Here is a 15,621-nt window from a genome sequence, read left to right as displayed (position 1 = left end):
TGCGAGTAGACGGAAGGAGGAGCGAAATGAATACACCCATGAATTACGGAGACACCTTGTGGCGTGATGCCCATGGTGCCTTTGTCGTGTTGCCGATCGCTCCGCCGTCGCTCCAGACGCGTTCCGCCGTTAAGCCGGCGGTAGCTGCCATGTCGATGGCCGGCTCGGCTCCCGCGATTAAGCACCGCGCTGCCGCAGCCGCGAATGTCGCGTCCGTGAATAGGGGATACATCTAGGTAGCCCCTCAACCGCCTCCCAGGCCACGGACCCGACACCACCGGGATCCGTGGCCACATTTGTTTGAGCCTCACAACCTCAAACGTGGTTCCGGATCTCGATCGATAAGACACCGATACGAGACCAACAGTTTTACGAGGAACCGAAGAGGAAGCAGGTGAACGGACACATGATGACCGTCGAAGTGGAGGCCCGAAGACTCGCGCTGCCGTGCCACGTCGCGGACGCGGACCTGTGGTTCGCGGAAAGCCCCGCCGACCTGGAGCGGGCCAAGGCGCTGTGCGTGGACTGCCCGATCCGGTCGCAGTGCCTGGCCGCTGCGCTGGACCGTGCGGAGCCGTGGGGCGTCTGGGGTGGCGAGATCCTGGAGCAGGGTGCCATCGTGGCGCGCAAGCGGCCGCGTGGGCGTCCGCGCAAGAACCCGCTGCCTGACGCCGACACCGCCGCGGCATGACGCGGCGCATCAAGGTCGCAGGGCTGGATAACCATTGCTCCCCATCGTCATCAGGCGATGGGGAGCAATGCGTTTAGGCGGGCTTCGTGTTGGGCGCGAAGAACCCCGGCATCCATTCTTCGGCGATCGCCGCGTAGTTCACGTGCGCATCGAGTTGCACCAGAACCCCGATCATTCCGCCGAGTGTGCGCAACAGCATCACGTAACCGGGCGGCACCGTCATCTGCCGTGCCAACTTGAACCGGTCCGCGAATCCTTCGTCCAACAGATCCGTGGATGCCACCGCGGCCCGCTGGAACCATTCGCGGGTGAAGTGGAATTCGCCCGAGCGCAGCGGATCGACATAGGGCCAGAGTGGTCTGATGTAATCCATCACCCGATCTCCGGACAGCTCGACCTCCGGTGGCATGAATCCGAGCTGCTTGATCAGCCGGATCACCTGATCCCACTGTTCATCTCGCGCCCAGCACAGCACCTCGCCGAACTCCGGCGGGATGCCGCCCGCATGCTCGGAGACCGCGCCGAAATCGATGATGCCGAAACGTCCGTCGGGCAGCAGCATGAAGTTTCCCGGATGCGGATCGGCATGCACCAGACCCACGCTCTCCGGTGATTTCACCGTGAATTCGAGCATCAGCGCACCCGCGGAATCACGCTGCTCGCGGGTGCCTTCGGCGATGATTTTCGAAAGCCGTCGCCCTTCCATCCACTCGGAGATGATGACCTTGGGCGCGCTCGCGACGACCGCGGGCACAAAGAAATTCGGATCGTTGGCGAAAGCCTTCGCGAACGCGCGCTGGTTGGAGGCCTCCAGGCGATAGTCCAGCTCGGCTTCGATGCGGTCGCTGATCTCGGCCACGAGCCTGTCGATATCTGCTTTGGGGGCAATCTGTTTGGCCAACGGCGTCATCCGTGCGATGAGCTTGAGATCCGCACGCAACGCGTCGTCGGCACCGGGGTACTGGATCTTCACGGCCACCTCGCGGCCGTCTTTCCACACGCCCTTGTGCACCTGGCCGATGCTCGCGGAGGCGACGGGAGTGTCGTCGAAGGACTGGAAGCGATCGCGCCATTTGGTGCCGAGCTGGGCGTCGAGTACGCGATGCACCTTGGCCGCGGGCAACGGTGGGGCCTCACTCTGCAGCTTGACCAGCGCCTCACGGAACGGATCGGCGAACTGGGGCGGTATCGCGGCTTCCATCACCGACAGCGCCTGTCCGACTTTCATGGCGCCGCCCTTGAGCTCGCCGAGCACCTTGAACAGCTCGTCGGCAGCCTTCTCCAAGAGCTCGGCATTGACCTCGTCGGCGGAGGTCCCGGTCAGCCGTTTGCCAACTCCCAGGACCGCGCGCCCCGCCATCCCGGCGGGCAGGCTTGCCAGCTTGGTCATCCGGCTGAGTCCGCCGCGGCGAATATCTGCCATGTCACCTCATATCCTTCCGTGTGGCGTCGTTGCCCCCACGTCTTGTCGGAATGCTAGCTGTTGCTAGCTGGCGGCGACGGGCTCGTCCTCGCGGAAGCCGGGAACCCAGTCGCCGATGATTCGCGCATACGGGACTGTCGCGTCGAGTTGGGCCAGAATGCCGGACAGGCTGCCGAGCACCCGGAACATCATGAGGTACACGGGAGGCAGGTCGAGGTGCCGCCCGGTTTGGAATTGAGCGCCGCGCAGATCGCTGGATTTCGCGGCAACGCGCTGCATCCATTTCCGGGTGAAGTGGAACTCGTCGGACTTCAGCGGATCGATGAACGGCTTGAGATAGTCGTCGATTTCCTCGGGGGACACGTCGGTGCGCGGTGGGATGAAACCTTCCTCGCGCATGAGGGGTATCAGTTCATCCCACATTCCGTCACGTTCCAGGCGCCAGATCGGTCCCAGGTTGGGTGGGAATCCGCCCTCATGGGTGGCGCAGGCGCCGAAGTCCATCACGCCCAAGCGCCCGTCCGGCAGCAGCATGAAGTTTCCGGGGTGGGTGTCGGCGTGCAGCAGCCCGCAGCGGTATGGCGAGCTGACGGTGAATTTCAGCAGCAGGCGCCCGCATTCGTTTCGCTCGTCTTCTGTTCCACTGCTGATGATTTCGGAGAGCTTTCGTCCCTGCATCCACTCGCTGATGACGACCTTGGGGGCCGAGGCGACGACCGGCGACACATAGAACTCGGGGTCGCCCTTGAAGGCCTTGGCGAAGGCGCGCTGATTGGTGGCCTCGATGCGGTAGTCGAGTTCTTCCTCGGTGCGCTCGATGAGCTCATCGATGATGCTTTTGACATCGGCGCCGGGCACGATCTGCTTGAACAACGACGAGAGTCGCTGCATGGTTTTGAGGTCGGAGCGCACCGCCTCGTCGGCACCCGGGTACTGCACTTTCACCGCGACCGTACGCCCGTCGCTCCACACGGCGCGATGCACCTGACCGATGCTGGCCGAGGCGACGGGCTTGTCGTCGAAGGACTGGAAGCGTTCCCGCCATTTGGTACCCAGTTGGGCGTCGAGGACGCGGTGCACCTTGTCGGCGGGCAGCGGCGGAGCGTCGCTTTGCAGCTTGGTCAGGGCCTCGCGGAAGGGCTCTGCGAAGGCAGGGGGAATGGCTGCTTCGAACACAGAGAGTGCCTGGCCGAGTTTCATGGCCGCGCCCTTGAGCTCGCCGAGTACCTGGAACAGCTGTTCGGCGGCCTTCTCCATCATCTCGGCGTTGACTTCGTCTTTGGACTTGCCGGTCAGCCGTTTTCCGACGCCGAGTGCGGCACGACCGGCGATACCTGCCGGAAGTGACGCGAGTTTTGCGGCGCGCGCGGCGCGGCCACGACGAATCTCAGCCATGCGCTACATCATGCCGGGGGCGGCGTAATTCTGACAACGCAGGTTTTCCTTTTGGGTTACGCCTCGGCCGGAGCCTTGCTGTCTTCGTGGAAACCGGGAACCCACTTGTCGATGATGGCGGCGTAGTCCACCGGGGCGTCGAGCTGCGCGGCGATACCGATCAGGCCGCCCAGCACCCGGAAGAACATCAGATAGTTCGGCGGCAGATTCATCTGGCGACTGGTCTTGAACGACTCGAGGAACTCTTCGCTGCGGAAATCGGTGGCCTTGGCGGTGAGCCGCTGCAGCCACTTGCGGCTGAAGTGGAAGGTGTCGTAATTGAGCGGCTCGATGTACGGCTCAAGGTAGGAGTTGACCTCCTCGTGAGACACCGAGGTCGCGCTCGGCGGGATGAAGCCCTCCGAGCGCAGCACCTCGGTCAGCTCTTCCCACTTCTCGTCGCGGGCCAGACGCAGGATCGGTCCGAAGCCCGCGGGCAGGCCGCCCTCGTGCGAGGCGCAGGCGCCGAAGTCCATGACGCCGAACCGGCCGTCCTCCAACAGCATGAAGTTCCCGGGGTGGGTATCGGCGTGCAGCAGTCCGCAGCGGTAGGGCGAGCTGATGCTGAACTCCAGCAGGAAATGAGCGCATTTACTGCGCTCTTCCTCGGTCCCGCTGGCGATGATCTCCGAGAGCTTCCGGCCCTGCATCCATTCGGTGATGATCACCTTGGGGGAGGAGGCGATGACCGAGGGCACGTAGAACTCGGGGTCATCCTTGAAGGCCTTGACGAAGGTGCGCTGGTTGGTGGCCTCGATGCGGTAGTCGAGTTCTTCCTCGGTGCGCTCGATGAGCTCATCGACGATGCCCTTGATGTCGGCACCCGGAGCCACCTGTTTGAACAAAGAGGAGAGGCGCTGAATGGTCTTGAGGTCGGAGCGCACCGCCTCGTCGGCGCCCGGGTACTGCACCTTGACCGCGACGACGCGGCCGTCCTTCCAGACCGCCTTGTGTACCTGGCCGATGCTGGCCGAGGCGACGGGCTTGTCGTCGAAGGACTGGAAGCGTTCACGCCATTTGGTGCCCAGTTGGGCGTCGAGGACGCGGTGGACCTTGTCGGCGGGCAGCGGCGGGGCGTCGCTTTGCAGCTTGGTCAGCGCTTCGCGGTAGGGCTCGCCGAACTCGGGCGGAATGGCTGCTTCCATGACCGAGAGCATTTGGCCGATCTTCATGGCCGCGCCCTTGAGCTCGCCGAGCACCTGGAACAGCTGTTCGGCGGCCTTCTCGACAAGTTCGGCGTTGACTTCGTCTTTGGACTTCCCGGCCAGGCGTTTGCCGACGCCGAGTGCGGCACGCCCCGCGATTCCAGCCGGAAGCGAAGCGAGTTTTGCGGCGCGCGCGGCGCGGCCACGACGAATCTCTGCCATGCGCACATCATGCCCGCTCGTGATGAAGTTAACAAAAAGTGGTGGTTCGTCAACTTTCGGTGAGGTAGGCGCCGCACGGACACAGCGGGTGAGCGGTCCAATGACGTGCGGTCAGCGCGTGGGTCGCGAGGTCGAGTTCCAGTGTCGCGTTGAGCGTCACGAGCGGCCCGGGCGCCCGTCCCCGCATCGCCGACAACACCCGATCGATCTGTGCCAGCGCTATCGCGACGGTGCCCAATACCGTGGCCGGTGCGGCGATGCCCACGCTCCCGGTCAGCTGAGCCGCGACGGCGGGCCACTGTTCGTCGCGGTCGTGCCGATGGCGGTCGGCGCATTCCAGACAACTGGTGATGCCCGGCAGCACCATGGGTCCGATCAGGCCGGTGCCGTCGCGGGCACGGACGGACAGGTGCGGCACATCGGCATCGTTCAGCATGCGCAGCACCCGGGTATCGGCGATCAGGTCGTCGGCCAGTATCGCCAAATCGACGTATTGCCAAGACTTTCCATGCGTGGGGTGGGTGCAGTGCTGAACGCGCGCCGAGGTATGCCGCAGGGCGGCGACCAGACCGTCGGACAGCGGGCCGCGGCCGATGACCCGCACTACCGGCGATGCGGGTTCGGCGGGTCGGGTGCGGCGGATGATGGCGCCTGTGTCGATCAACTCGTCGAGGAGCGAACGGATGTCGTCGATATCGCGAAAATCCTTGACACACTGCAGTTTAAGGATCTGCCCCCAGGTGAGTTCATCGCTCAGTGAGGTCAGCAGCTGCCGCACCGCGTGGGCGGGTGCGGCCGGTGAGGGGCGCACTATCACGGCATGGCGGGGCATCCAGCCGATCTGGATCCCGTTGTCAGGCCGGGGCAGCACGGGACGAGCCGGGTCGAGGGTGAACGTCGGCTCGCTGGACATGGCCCACTGTGGCATATCGGGCGTGCGTGAGGAGCCGCCGAAAGCCGTTTATCCACAGCCCGATTCGGCGGCTGACCAGCGCTTTACGGTGGCGCGGCGGGTTTCTCAGTCTTCCGTCGGCGGCGTGCCCGGATCGAGCTTCTCGATCTGCGCGATCGGGTCGTCGATCGCGTCGGTGTCACCGCCGACAATCCGGTCGATGAACGCCGCCGGATTGTCCAGATCGCCGGCGTCGGGCATCAGGTCCGGATGGGCCCAGACGGCGTCACGCTTGTCGACTCCGACGGCGTCGGTCAGCCTGCGCCACAGCTCGGCGGCCTCGCGCAGTTTGCGCGGACGCAGCTCCAAGCCCACCAGGGTGGCGAAAGTCTGTTCGGCCGGGCCGCCGGTGGCGCGGCGGCGGCGCAGCGTCTCGCTGAGGGCCGCCGTCGCCGGAATGCGGTCGCCGAGGGCATCGGTCACCACGGTCTGCACCCAGCCCTCGGCCAAAGCAAGCAGCGTTTCCAGCCGCTCCAGCGCCTGCTGCTGCTGCGGTGTGGTCTTCGGCTCGAAAATGCCTTGGGACAGAATCTGTTCCATCTCGGACGGGTCGCCCATCGAGGCGGGATTGAAACCGCGGGCGGCTTCTTCGATGGCGCTCATGTCGATCGAGATGCCCTTGGCGTACTGCTCGACGGTGTCCATCAGCCGGATGGTCAGCCAGCCCACGCCGCTGAACAGCCGATGGTGCGCGGCCTCCCGGGCGGCCAGGAACGTCATGATCTCGCTCTTGGACTGCTCCAGGCCCTCCGAGAACGCCTCGATTGCGGCGGGCAGCAGCGCGGCAGTGCCCTTGGGGCCCAGCGGCAGCCCGATATCTGTGGAGGTCAACACCTCTCGGGAAAGTTGCCCGAGGGCCTGGCCGAGCTGCGATCCGAAGGCCATGCCGCCCATCTGGGTCATCATGCCCAGCAGTGGACCGGCCATGCCCTGTGCTTCCTCCGGCAGGTTCGCCGCCCACATGCCCGAGATCTGTTCGGCGACCGGGTCCACCAATCGCTTCCAGTTCTCCAGGGTGTTGTCCACCCAGTCGGTCGCCGTCCAGGCCGCAGTGCGGGTGGCGCCGGCCGGCAACGCGGTGGCGCCGTCGAGCCAGGTGTCGGCCAGATGCACCGCGTCAGCGATGGCCGATGTGGTGCTCTCGGTGATGGGGGCGACGAAACCGATTGAACTCGAGGCCAGTTGCCGGGCGATGTCGTAGTTGACCGGGCCCGTCGGCTGGCCGCTGGACGCGGTGGCGGCAGCGCCGCTGAACATTTGGCCCAGCTGCGTGAAGATCTGGCCCAGATCGGCGGGATTGAATCCGCCAGATCCGAAGCCGAAGGGGTCTGCGCCCGACGAACCTGAGCCCGACGAGCCGCGACCGGCATCGCCCCGCTCGCGGTCGGGGTCGTCGCCAGCAGCGAATCCAAAGGGTAGGTCGGCCATATCTCCACGGTACCGCTGGTGGAGGCGGCTGGATCACGCTGACGGCGTAATCGGCGCAACGCACCCTGTTTTTGCCTGGTTCAGGCCAGGAAGCGTGCCCGAACTTCGGGAGGAGGCAGCGGGCAGGTGTCATAGCGGCCGAACACCCGGTACCGGATACGCGCCACCACCCGGTACAGGCCGTCGCGAATCGGGCGCGGAACCAGCAGTGCGATGAGGGAGGCGCGCCGGGCTCCACCCAGATAGTCGATGACCCGGAGCACCGCGTCGGAGCGGACGTGCGTCCGCTCGTCGGGGCCGCCCGGATTGTCGACGATCACGAAGGAGTCGACGCCGGCGAGCTCGGGATGCCGCTCGATCACCTGGGTGCCGTACTCGCTGTCGAGTGCGGCGAACCGCATCGTCCCGACTTTGTCGTCGCGCAGGATCTTCTTGACGGCGCCATTGCACAGCGCGCATACGCCGTCGTACAGCAGGACAGGGGCTTGCTCGCTCATCGAACCTCCATCTCAGAGACTACGGCGGGGCGCCGATGACCGGTTGCCATAGGGTGCAGGCATGAATCGCCGCGTTGCGACGTTGCTGGTCGCGCTGATCTCGATTGTCGCCTTCGGGTTGTTGATGTCGGTGATCACCGTGCCGTTCGTGTCGCTGGGCCCGGGCCCCACCTTCAACACCCTCGGGCAGGTCGAGGGCAAAGAGGTGGTGGATATCAAGGGCACCAAGGTCGATCCGGTGTCGGGTCACCTCAATATGACGACAGTCTCGCAGCGGGACGGGCTGACCTTGGCTGATGCGCTGCGACTGTGGGCCAGCGGGAGCGAGCAGCTGGTGCCGCGGGACGTGGTCTATCCACCGAATCGGTCCAAGGACCAGGTGGACAAGGAGAACGACCTCGAGTTCAAGAAGTCGGAGGAGAGTGCGGAGTTCGCGGCCCTCGCGTACCTCAAGTACCCCACCGCGGTGACCGTGCTGACGATCAGCGATGACGGGCCGTCCAAGGGCAAGCTGCAGGAGAACGATGCCATCACCGCCGTCAACGGGCACCCGGTGGCGACATTGGAGGAATTCACCGGACTGCTCAAGGCGACCAAGCCGGGTGATGAGGTGACACTCGATTACAAGCGCAAGAATGCGCCCAACGGGACGGTGAAGATCACCCTGGGTAAGAACGGGGATCGCGATTACGGATTCCTGGGCGTCGGTGTGGTGCAGGCGCCGTGGGCGCCGTTCAGCATCACCTTCAATCTGGCCAATATCGGCGGACCCTCCGCGGGCCTGATGTTCAGTCTCGCGGTGGTGGACAAGCTGACACCCGGTGAGCTGGATGGCGGAAAGTTCGTCGCCGGAACGGGAACCATCGACGCCGACGGCAAGGTGGGACCCATCGGCGGTATCACGCACAAGATGTTTGCCGCCAAAGACGCTGGAGCGACGGTGTTTCTGGTGCCCGCGGCCAACTGCGCCGAGGCCAAGACCGACGGCGGGCAAGGACTCACTCTGGTCAAGGTCGGCACCTTGACCGAGGCGGTCGACGGACTGGGCGCGCTCAATCGCGGTGAACAACCGCCCAGTTGTTAGCGAACCTCACCACCATCGATGCCGGACAGGCCCGGCCCTTCTGCGGCTACAGTGGGGCCTGGGTTTTCTATACCGAATATTGAGCGGTTCGACACTCTCAGTAACACTCGACGAGGAGCGTAGCGACGTGGGAATGCGGCCAAATGGGGCTCTGCCACGACTGACCCGACGGAGCCGGCGCCTGGTCGCCGCGTCGTTGGTGATTGTGGTGTTGTTGTTGATCGGGCCGCGCCTGGTCGACACCTACATCAACTGGCTGTGGTTCGGCGAACTTGGGTTCCGCGGTGTCTTCACCACCGTGCTGCTGACGCGCCTCGCCTTGTTCCTGATCGTTGGAACATTGGTCGGCGCCGTGGTTTTCGCCGGCTTCGGATTGGCATACCGGGCCCGGCCCGTGTTTGTGCCTGCCAAGGGGCCGGGTGACGCGCTGGCGCAGTACCGGGCACTCATCCTGTCGCGGGTGCGGTTCTTCCTGATCGGTGTTCCCATACTCATTGGGGTGCTGGCCGGTGTTGTGGCGCAAAGCTATTGGATGCCGGTGCAGCTGTTCCTGGAAGGCGGGGACTTCGGCATCAAGGATCCGCAGTTCGGACTGGATCTCGGCTTCTTCGCTTTCGACTTGCCGTTCTACCGCTTCGTGTTGACCTATCTGTTCATCGCCGCGTCCATCGCGCTGATCGTCAACGGTCTGGTGCACTACATCTTTGGCGGCATCCGGCTCACCGGGCGCTCCGGGACGCTGTCCCGGCCGGCCCGCATTCAGCTGATCACCTTCGCCGGAATCCTGGTGCTGCTCAAGGTGGCCGCGTACTGGCTTGACCGCTATGAGCTGCTGTCACACACGCGGGCCGGTAAGCCGTTCACCGGTGCCGGTTATACCGATATCAACGCGGTGCTGCCCGCCAAGCTCATCCTGCTGGCCATCGCGGTGATCTGCGCGGTCGCGGTGTTCTCGGCGCTGGTGTTGAAGGACTTGCGGATTCCCGCGATCGGGCTGGCGTTGCTGTTGCTGTCCTCGCTGGTAGTGGGCGCCGGGTGGCCGCTCATCGTTGAGCAGTTCAGTGTCAAACCCAATGCGGCGCAGAAGGAGAGCGAATACATCGCGCGCAGCATCAAGGCGACACGGGATGCGTATGGCCTGACCGATGACATCGTGACCTACCGGGATTACAGCGGTACCGCGTCGGCGCCCGCCGGCAGCCAGCAGCTGGCCAAGCAGGTCGCGGCCGACCGCTCCACCATCGCCAACATCCGGGTGCTGGACCCCAACATCATCAGCCCCGCGTTCACCCAATTGCAGCAGGGCAAGAACTTCTACGCCTTCCCCGATTCGTTGTCGATCGATCGGTACCAAGACAAGAGCGGGTCGCTACGCGACTACGTGGTTGCCGCCCGTGAGCTCGATCCGGCGAAACTCCGTGACAATCAGCGAGACTGGATCAACCGGCACACCGTGTACACGCACGGCAATGGCTTCATCGCGGCCCCGGCCAATACGGTCCGGGGAGTGGCCGACAAGCCGGACGAGAACGGCGGATACCCGGAGTTCCTGGTGAATGCCGTGGACGACAACGGCAAGATCTTGTCCGATGGTCCGGCGCCGTTGGCCCAGCCACGCGTCTACTACGGCCCGATCATCGCCAGCGACACCAACGACTACGCGATTGTCGGCAAGAACGGCAATGATCGTGAGTACGACTACGAGAACAACGCCGGGACCAAGAACAGCACCTACACCGGTACCGGCGGTGTTCCGGTCGGTGGTGCACTGGCACGCACGGTCTTCGGCCTCAAGTACGCCGAACGGAACTTCCTGTTCTCCAACGTGATCGGGGACAACAGCAAGATCCTGTTCAACCGTGATCCGAGCCGTCGGGTGGAAGCGGTGGCACCGTGGCTCACCGTCGACAGCGGTACCTACCCGGCGATCGTGGATAAGCGCATGGTGTGGGTCGTTGACGGTTACACCACGCTGGACAACTACCCGTACTCGCAGCAGACGTCGTTGTCGGAAGCCACCTTTGACAGCCAGGTCGGCAGGACCGGAGGGGCGCTGCCCAACCAGCAGGTGTCCTACATCCGAAACTCGGTCAAGGCGACGGTAGATGCCTATGACGGCACGGTGACCCTGTATCAGCAGGATGAGAAGGATCCTGTGCTTAGGGCGTGGATGAAGGTCTTCCCGGGCACGGTGAAGCCCAAGAGCGATATCTCGCCGGATCTGGCGCGGCACTTGCGCTACCCCGAGGATCTGTTCAAGGTGCAGCGCACGCTGCTGGCGCGTTACCACGTCAATGATCCGGTGACGTTCTTCTCGACCAGCGATTTCTGGCAGGTTCCCGACGACCCGAACGCGCCGACCGGGTCGCAGCCGCCGTATTACATTGTTGCGAAGGACATTACGAAGAACGACAATTCGGCGTCATTCCAATTGACCAGCGCGCTCAACCGATTCCAGCGTGATTTCCTGGCCGCCTATGTCAGCGCCAGCTCCGATCCTGAGACCTACGGGAAGATCACGGTGCTCACGGTGCCGGGAACGGTGCAGGGCCCCAAGCTGGTGAACAACGCGATTACCACCGACAACCTGGTGTCCTCGCATGTCGGCATCATCAAGAACCAGAACATCCTCAAGTGGGGCAACCTGCTGACACTGCCGGTGGCCAACGGTGGGCTGCTCTTCGTCGAGCCGCTGTACGCCTCGCCGGGCCAGGGCGATCAATCCTCGTATCCGCGCCTGATCCGGGTGGGCATGTACTACAACGGCAAGGTCGGCTACGCCACCACGGTCAGGGATGCCCTGGACATGGTGTTCGGGCCGGGCGCCGGCGCGACGGCGACCGCGCCTGCGGTGGAGCCGGGCTCGGTGGCGGTGCCGCCACCCAGCGGCCAGAACCTCCCGGTGGTGCCGCCGGTGGCCCCGCCGCCTACGGGCTCCTCTGAGCTGTCTGGGGCGAAGGCTGCGGCGCTGCAGGAAGTTCAGCGGGCCATTGGTGAGGTGAAGGACGCCCAGAAGAGTGGGGACTTCGCACGCTACGGACAGGCCCTCAAGAGCCTGGACGACGCCATGACGAAGTTCACACAAGCCAAGTAAAAAAGGGCCGGTCCCTGCCACGCTGTGAAAGCGCAAGTGGCAGGGACAAAGCCACCGCCAGGTGCCGAGAACGTGCAGGCCAGGTGAACGATTTGGCGTCAGCGCACTGCGCCCGGTAACCTCTTGTTTACCGCCGCGGGGTGGAGCAGCTCGGTAGCTCGCTGGGCTCATAACCCAGAGGTCGCAGGTTCAAATCCTGTCCCCGCTACTAGGTAAGCAGGTCAGAGGGTATTTTCCCTCTGACCTGCTTCATTTTCAAGAGCCTCATCCGTTATTTACTCGGTATTTATGTCGGCTGCGGTGTCGGCGGGCTGCCCCGTGACTGCCTTCTCAATCCACTGGGCGACCTCAGGATGCTCGCGTCCACGGGAGAGATAATGCCGCAGTGTGGTCGCCACGTCTCGGTGCCCGAGCACGTCCGCTGCCACGCGGGGATCTCCAGACTTGTCCGCAGCGAGGTCGCTGAGGGTCTTACGGAAGCTGTGTCCGGTCGTGCCCGCCAGGTGCTCCAAGTCGTCGCGTACCTCCCGCCACTGTCGCGCGAAGCCGTTCGGGTCCCGCATCGTGCCGACCGACGACGGGAAGATGAGTCCATGCTTATTGGGTCGCTCCTCCGTTGACCGCGTGAGCAGTGCGGCGACGGCGAACGGCGGCAGATGAATCACGTCCGGCGTGCCCTTGCTGCTGTTCTGTGTCGGTGTACGCAGGAGCCCAGAACCTCCCACGTCCCGCACGATGCGCCCCGTGCTGGTGATGGTCGCCGCGTCGGGGTTGAACTCCGTCCACAGAAAGCCGAGGACTTCGCTTACCCGCAGGCCAGTCGCCAAGTGCATCAGGATGGGGTCGGTTACGTCCTTCTTTCGGCACATCTCCGACGCCAACAGCGCTCTCAACACCACGGGGAGAACGGTGGGGTCGATGGGCTGCGCCACATTGGGCTTCGGCTGCTTCTTGACGGGTGCGGTCTTTGTCGCCCGCGCGGGGTTCGCGTCGAGCACACCGTCATTCACCGCGTAGTCGAGTGCGAAGCCCAGCAGTGAGCGGAGTTGTTTGGCGTCGGTGTCCCCATGAGCTTTTCGTACCTGCTCGATGTGACGGTTCAGCCGTCCAGGGGTGCAGTCACCCACAGTGATGCCGGACGCCACATCGTTCCAGTAGCCGATGCGCAGTCCGTAGCTGTAGATGGTGCGTACTGCCTTTTCCGCATCCCGCAGTGCTTGCATGTGGCGTTCCAGCAGGACGGACACGGGGGTGTTACGGGTGACTTCTTCACCGTCGCCGCCAGTGCCGCCTCCGAACAGTTCCCTGAGATGGTCTTCCAGGGCGGCTACCGCAGCCGCCCCGTGCTTGTCTCTGATGCCCATGGGCGTTGACCGTTCGGCTTGCCGCCGTTTCCCGTCGAGCCCTCTGTAGTAGCAGTGGGCTTTCCAGGTGTTCGGCGCGAGCTGAGTTCGTTTGACCTTCCCATGTGCGCCGATCCTGGTTCGCGGTCTACCCATCCGCCATGCTCCGCTTGACCGTTCCTCCCAGCTGCTCGATACGCGCGGTGACCGCCGCGAGCCGCTGCTGGAGGGTGGCGATGAGTACGTCATCACGGGGAGTGGACGCTTCAACAGACCCCAAACGGGCACGGAAAAGCAAACCCTTCGTCTGATCGCGTTTCCTGCATAGGTCGTCCAACTCGACCATGCGCTGATCTCGTGGCAGCCCCTGTGACGCCGCGTCGAGGGGGCTAGGCAGCTTGCCGCCCCACCACTGACCTGCCTGATATCCGGTAACCGAGCGGCCGGGGAGAACCGCTACGTCGCCGTCCGAAAGCCTGTCCCAGGTCAGGAGGTGACTTGGTGAGACTCCGAGAGCCGCAGCGATGAGAGAGAGTTCGTGGACGGCGACGTACTTGCGACGACCGATTTCAATGTCCGTGATGATGGAGCGGGTGACGCGCTGTCCCAGGTCGGCGGTCATATCGGACACCCACTGGGCGCTTCTGTCCCCGCGCAGCGCCTTGATTGCCGCACCTATCTGAGCGGTCTGCCGCTGCTGCCAATCATCGTCCTCAGCCACGGGAGGACGGTATATCAGGAAAATGCGTGAGTCAACGCGGAAACCAGCGGGCGTTGCGTGAATCCGCGTGGTAGTGTGGAACTACACATAAACCGTTTGATATGGCGGTCTACTACGCAAGGACGAGAAATGCAGGTTACGGAGGTGCCGTTCCTCACCAGAGGGGAATTGGCAGCGCGGTGGGGGATGAGCCCCCGGACGTTGGAGAACTGGGCAACGCAGGGGAAGGGTCCGGTCGGCAGGCGGTTCGGGTTGCGCGTGATGTACCGGCTGTGCGACGTGATGGAGTACGAGCGCAGGGTCTTCGGTGGAGCCGCATGAACCCCGCCGAACGGGCAGCCGACCGCCTGCTCGCCCTGATCGCCCGCACGCGGGCCGAGAATCTCAACACCTCTCCCGACCCCTACCTCGACGCCATCACCCTCTGGATAGCCGTGGTGCCGCAGGTGCGAGAGGTGCTGAACGGGCTGGACATTCACGAGTCCACGCTGGGCGAGGTGGAGTACCTGTTCCGGGAGGCCGTGACCGCGTGGTTGCGCGGCGATGAGCCGTCCAGTGTCCTGACCGACGACCCCGGTACCGCCGCGCTGCTGGCCGAAGACGAGCTGGAGCACCGACTCCGGACGGTGCTGGACCCGCCAGAGGTCTGGATTTTCTGAAGACTTCCCGACCCCGCAACGACGCGGGTGATTGGGGATCGGGGTTCGCCCCACATGAGAAAACCCGCCGTGCTAGCGGCGGGCTTGTCGAAATCAACTCTCTCAAGAAAGAAGTTAGCAGATGACCTTCACGTTTGTCACCCCTAATGCGGAGCTGGAAGTTCCGCCTCCGCAACGGAAGATAACCTCCGGGTTCACCTATCTTGCTCCATCCGATTCCCCAACTGGGCCAGTGCAATCGGTGCTCGAAGTCCTCGACACTGGGCGGACGGTACATGGCAACAACGCCGTGCTTATCGACCTGCTGTCCAAGCTGTACGTCACGGACGGCGCGGTGGTGCGGGACGTGACATGGGGGAAGGGGGCTTTTTGGAAAGCCACGGACACCAGCCGTTTCACGCTGCAGGGCAGCGACGTTGCCGACCATATCGGCGGGCACGACGGGATCGTCCGCGCGGACTTCCGCAGCCTTCCGGACGCCGACGAGTCTGTTGACCTCGTAGTGCTCGACCCGCCCTACATCCATAACCCTGGCAAGCACGTGACCGACAGCAGGTACAACAATTCCGCGACGACGAAGGGCATGAGTCACGCGGACATCCGTGAGCTGTACCGCGAGGGAATGGCCGAGGCGCTCCGCGTTCTCAAGCCCAGCGGACAGGTCTGGGTGAAGTGCAAAGACGAGATTGAGTCCGGGAAGCAGCAATGGTCGCACATCGAAATCCATTCTGATGCGGTTGCACTGGGACTTTATGCGCGTGACCTGTTCGTCCTGGTGCCGCCGTCGAAGTCGCCGCAGTCACGGTGGACTACGCAGAAGCACGCCCGCAAGGTGCATAGCTACATGTGGGTGTTCGACAAGCCGAAACGGTCTCGCCGGGCTGCATGAACGGGAGGGTGTTGCCGACCCATCGGGCGCGGCACACGG

The 15,621-nt window shown here is 64.2% G+C and carries 15 protein-coding genes and 1 tRNA gene; 8 read left to right on the top strand and 8 right to left on the bottom strand.

What is annotated here, in order from left to right; all coding sequences use genetic code 11:
- Positions 1–26: 26 nt before the first annotated feature.
- Positions 27–236 carry a hypothetical protein gene (locus tag ABG82_RS19925; RefSeq protein WP_052510990.1) on the top strand — a complete coding sequence of 70 codons (210 nt, stop codon included), beginning with the start codon at positions 27–29 and terminating at the stop codon, positions 234–236.
- A 170-nt stretch (positions 237–406) separates the two neighbouring features.
- Entirely contained in the window at positions 407–691 is a 285-nt protein-coding gene (locus ABG82_RS19920; protein WP_043077641.1) for a WhiB family transcriptional regulator, read from the top strand.
- Between the two features lie 73 nt (positions 692–764).
- Here ABG82_RS19920 and ABG82_RS19915 read toward each other — a convergent pair whose 3' ends face one another.
- From ABG82_RS19915 to ABG82_RS19890, 6 genes are all read right to left on the bottom strand, one after another.
- On the bottom strand, positions 765–2,114 hold the full coding sequence (locus ABG82_RS19915; RefSeq protein WP_043077640.1) for an ABC1 kinase family protein: 1,350 nt from the start codon (positions 2,112–2,114) through the stop codon (positions 765–767).
- Positions 2,115–2,177: 63 nt separating this feature from the next.
- Positions 2,178–3,509: an ABC1 kinase family protein gene (locus tag ABG82_RS19910; protein WP_043077639.1), complete on the bottom strand. Its 1,332-nt coding sequence runs from the start codon at positions 3,507–3,509 to the stop codon at positions 2,178–2,180.
- A 56-nt stretch (positions 3,510–3,565) separates the two neighbouring features.
- Complete coding sequence (locus ABG82_RS19905; RefSeq protein ID WP_043077638.1) at positions 3,566–4,915, bottom strand: ABC1 kinase family protein; 1,350 nt, start codon at positions 4,913–4,915, stop codon at positions 3,566–3,568.
- Positions 4,916–4,964: 49 nt separating this feature from the next.
- Positions 4,965–5,843, bottom strand: a complete 879-nt coding sequence (locus tag ABG82_RS19900) for a hypothetical protein (RefSeq protein ID WP_043077637.1) — start codon at positions 5,841–5,843, stop codon at positions 4,965–4,967.
- A 90-nt stretch (positions 5,844–5,933) separates the two neighbouring features.
- Positions 5,934–7,295: a zinc-dependent metalloprotease gene (locus ABG82_RS19895; protein ID WP_043077636.1), complete on the bottom strand. Its 1,362-nt coding sequence runs from the start codon at positions 7,293–7,295 to the stop codon at positions 5,934–5,936.
- Positions 7,296–7,375: 80 nt separating this feature from the next.
- Positions 7,376–7,792 (bottom strand): thiol-disulfide oxidoreductase DCC family protein, encoded by a 417-nt coding sequence (locus ABG82_RS19890; protein ID WP_043077635.1) that lies wholly within the window; start codon positions 7,790–7,792, stop codon positions 7,376–7,378.
- A gap of 61 nt (positions 7,793–7,853) precedes the next feature.
- On the opposite strand from ABG82_RS19890, the gene ABG82_RS19885 reads away from it, so the two are divergent.
- The 3 genes from ABG82_RS19885 to ABG82_RS19875 all read left to right on the top strand — a co-directional run bounded on the left by ABG82_RS19885 (position 7,854) and on the right by ABG82_RS19875 (position 12,178).
- Positions 7,854–8,876: a YlbL family protein gene (locus ABG82_RS19885; protein ID WP_043077634.1), complete on the top strand. Its 1,023-nt coding sequence runs from the start codon at positions 7,854–7,856 to the stop codon at positions 8,874–8,876.
- A 127-nt stretch (positions 8,877–9,003) separates the two neighbouring features.
- On the top strand, positions 9,004–11,970 hold the full coding sequence (locus ABG82_RS19880) for a UPF0182 family protein (RefSeq protein ID WP_043077633.1): 2,967 nt from the start codon (positions 9,004–9,006) through the stop codon (positions 11,968–11,970).
- Between the two features lie 134 nt (positions 11,971–12,104).
- Positions 12,105–12,178 (top strand) — tRNA-Met (locus tag ABG82_RS19875).
- A 67-nt stretch (positions 12,179–12,245) separates the two neighbouring features.
- Here ABG82_RS19875 and ABG82_RS19870 read toward each other — a convergent pair.
- Both ABG82_RS19870 and ABG82_RS19865 read right to left on the bottom strand, forming a co-directional pair.
- Positions 12,246–13,334 (bottom strand): site-specific integrase, encoded by a 1,089-nt coding sequence (locus ABG82_RS19870; RefSeq protein WP_052510988.1) that lies wholly within the window; start codon positions 13,332–13,334, stop codon positions 12,246–12,248.
- A gap of 127 nt (positions 13,335–13,461) precedes the next feature.
- Positions 13,462–14,034 carry a helix-turn-helix domain-containing protein gene (locus ABG82_RS19865; RefSeq protein WP_052510986.1) on the bottom strand — a complete coding sequence of 191 codons (573 nt, stop codon included), beginning with the start codon at positions 14,032–14,034 and terminating at the stop codon, positions 13,462–13,464.
- Between the two features lie 129 nt (positions 14,035–14,163).
- Between ABG82_RS19865 and ABG82_RS19860 the strand changes: the two genes are divergently transcribed.
- From ABG82_RS19860 to ABG82_RS19850, 3 genes are all read left to right on the top strand, one after another.
- A complete protein-coding gene (locus ABG82_RS19860) occupies positions 14,164–14,355 on the top strand; it encodes a helix-turn-helix transcriptional regulator (RefSeq protein ID WP_043077631.1) in 192 nt (63 codons plus the stop codon).
- Complete coding sequence (locus ABG82_RS19855) at positions 14,352–14,693, top strand: hypothetical protein (protein ID WP_043077630.1); 342 nt, start codon at positions 14,352–14,354, stop codon at positions 14,691–14,693. Before ABG82_RS19860 ends, ABG82_RS19855 begins: the two co-directional genes overlap by 4 nt.
- A gap of 121 nt (positions 14,694–14,814) precedes the next feature.
- Complete coding sequence (locus ABG82_RS19850; RefSeq protein ID WP_054173153.1) at positions 14,815–15,582, top strand: DNA methyltransferase; 768 nt, start codon at positions 14,815–14,817, stop codon at positions 15,580–15,582.
- Positions 15,583–15,621 lie beyond the last annotated feature (39 nt).

It is taken from the genome of Mycobacteroides immunogenum, assembly GCF_001605725.1.
Classification (GTDB): Bacteria; Actinomycetota; Actinomycetes; order Mycobacteriales; family Mycobacteriaceae; genus Mycobacterium; species Mycobacterium immunogenum.
This window is presented reverse-complemented; position numbering and strand designations above follow the sequence as displayed.

Bases quoted from the DNA above. Each gene is read 5' to 3' on its own strand.
- ABG82_RS19925 (WP_052510990.1), top strand. From the start codon at position 27: ATGAATACACCCATGAATTACGGAGACACCTTGTGGCGTGATGCCCAT.
- ABG82_RS19920 (WP_043077641.1), top strand. From the start codon at position 407: ATGATGACCGTCGAAGTGGAGGCCCGAAGACTCGCGCTGCCGTGCCAC.
- ABG82_RS19915 (WP_043077640.1), bottom strand. From the start codon at position 2,114: ATGGCAGATATTCGCCGCGGCGGACTCAGCCGGATGACCAAGCTGGCA.
- ABG82_RS19910 (WP_043077639.1), bottom strand. From the start codon at position 3,509: ATGGCTGAGATTCGTCGTGGCCGCGCCGCGCGCGCCGCAAAACTCGCG.
- ABG82_RS19905 (WP_043077638.1), bottom strand. From the start codon at position 4,915: ATGGCAGAGATTCGTCGTGGCCGCGCCGCGCGCGCCGCAAAACTCGCT.
- ABG82_RS19900 (WP_043077637.1), bottom strand. From the start codon at position 5,843: ATGCCACAGTGGGCCATGTCCAGCGAGCCGACGTTCACCCTCGACCCG.
- ABG82_RS19895 (WP_043077636.1), bottom strand. From the start codon at position 7,295: ATGGCCGACCTACCCTTTGGATTCGCTGCTGGCGACGACCCCGACCGC.
- ABG82_RS19890 (WP_043077635.1), bottom strand. From the start codon at position 7,792: ATGAGCGAGCAAGCCCCTGTCCTGCTGTACGACGGCGTATGCGCGCTG.
- ABG82_RS19885 (WP_043077634.1), top strand. From the start codon at position 7,854: ATGAATCGCCGCGTTGCGACGTTGCTGGTCGCGCTGATCTCGATTGTC.
- ABG82_RS19870 (WP_052510988.1), bottom strand. From the start codon at position 13,334: ATGGGCATCAGAGACAAGCACGGGGCGGCTGCGGTAGCCGCCCTGGAA.
- ABG82_RS19860 (WP_043077631.1), top strand. From the start codon at position 14,164: ATGCAGGTTACGGAGGTGCCGTTCCTCACCAGAGGGGAATTGGCAGCG.
- ABG82_RS19855 (WP_043077630.1), top strand. From the start codon at position 14,352: ATGAACCCCGCCGAACGGGCAGCCGACCGCCTGCTCGCCCTGATCGCC.
- ABG82_RS19850 (WP_054173153.1), top strand. From the start codon at position 14,815: ATGACCTTCACGTTTGTCACCCCTAATGCGGAGCTGGAAGTTCCGCCT.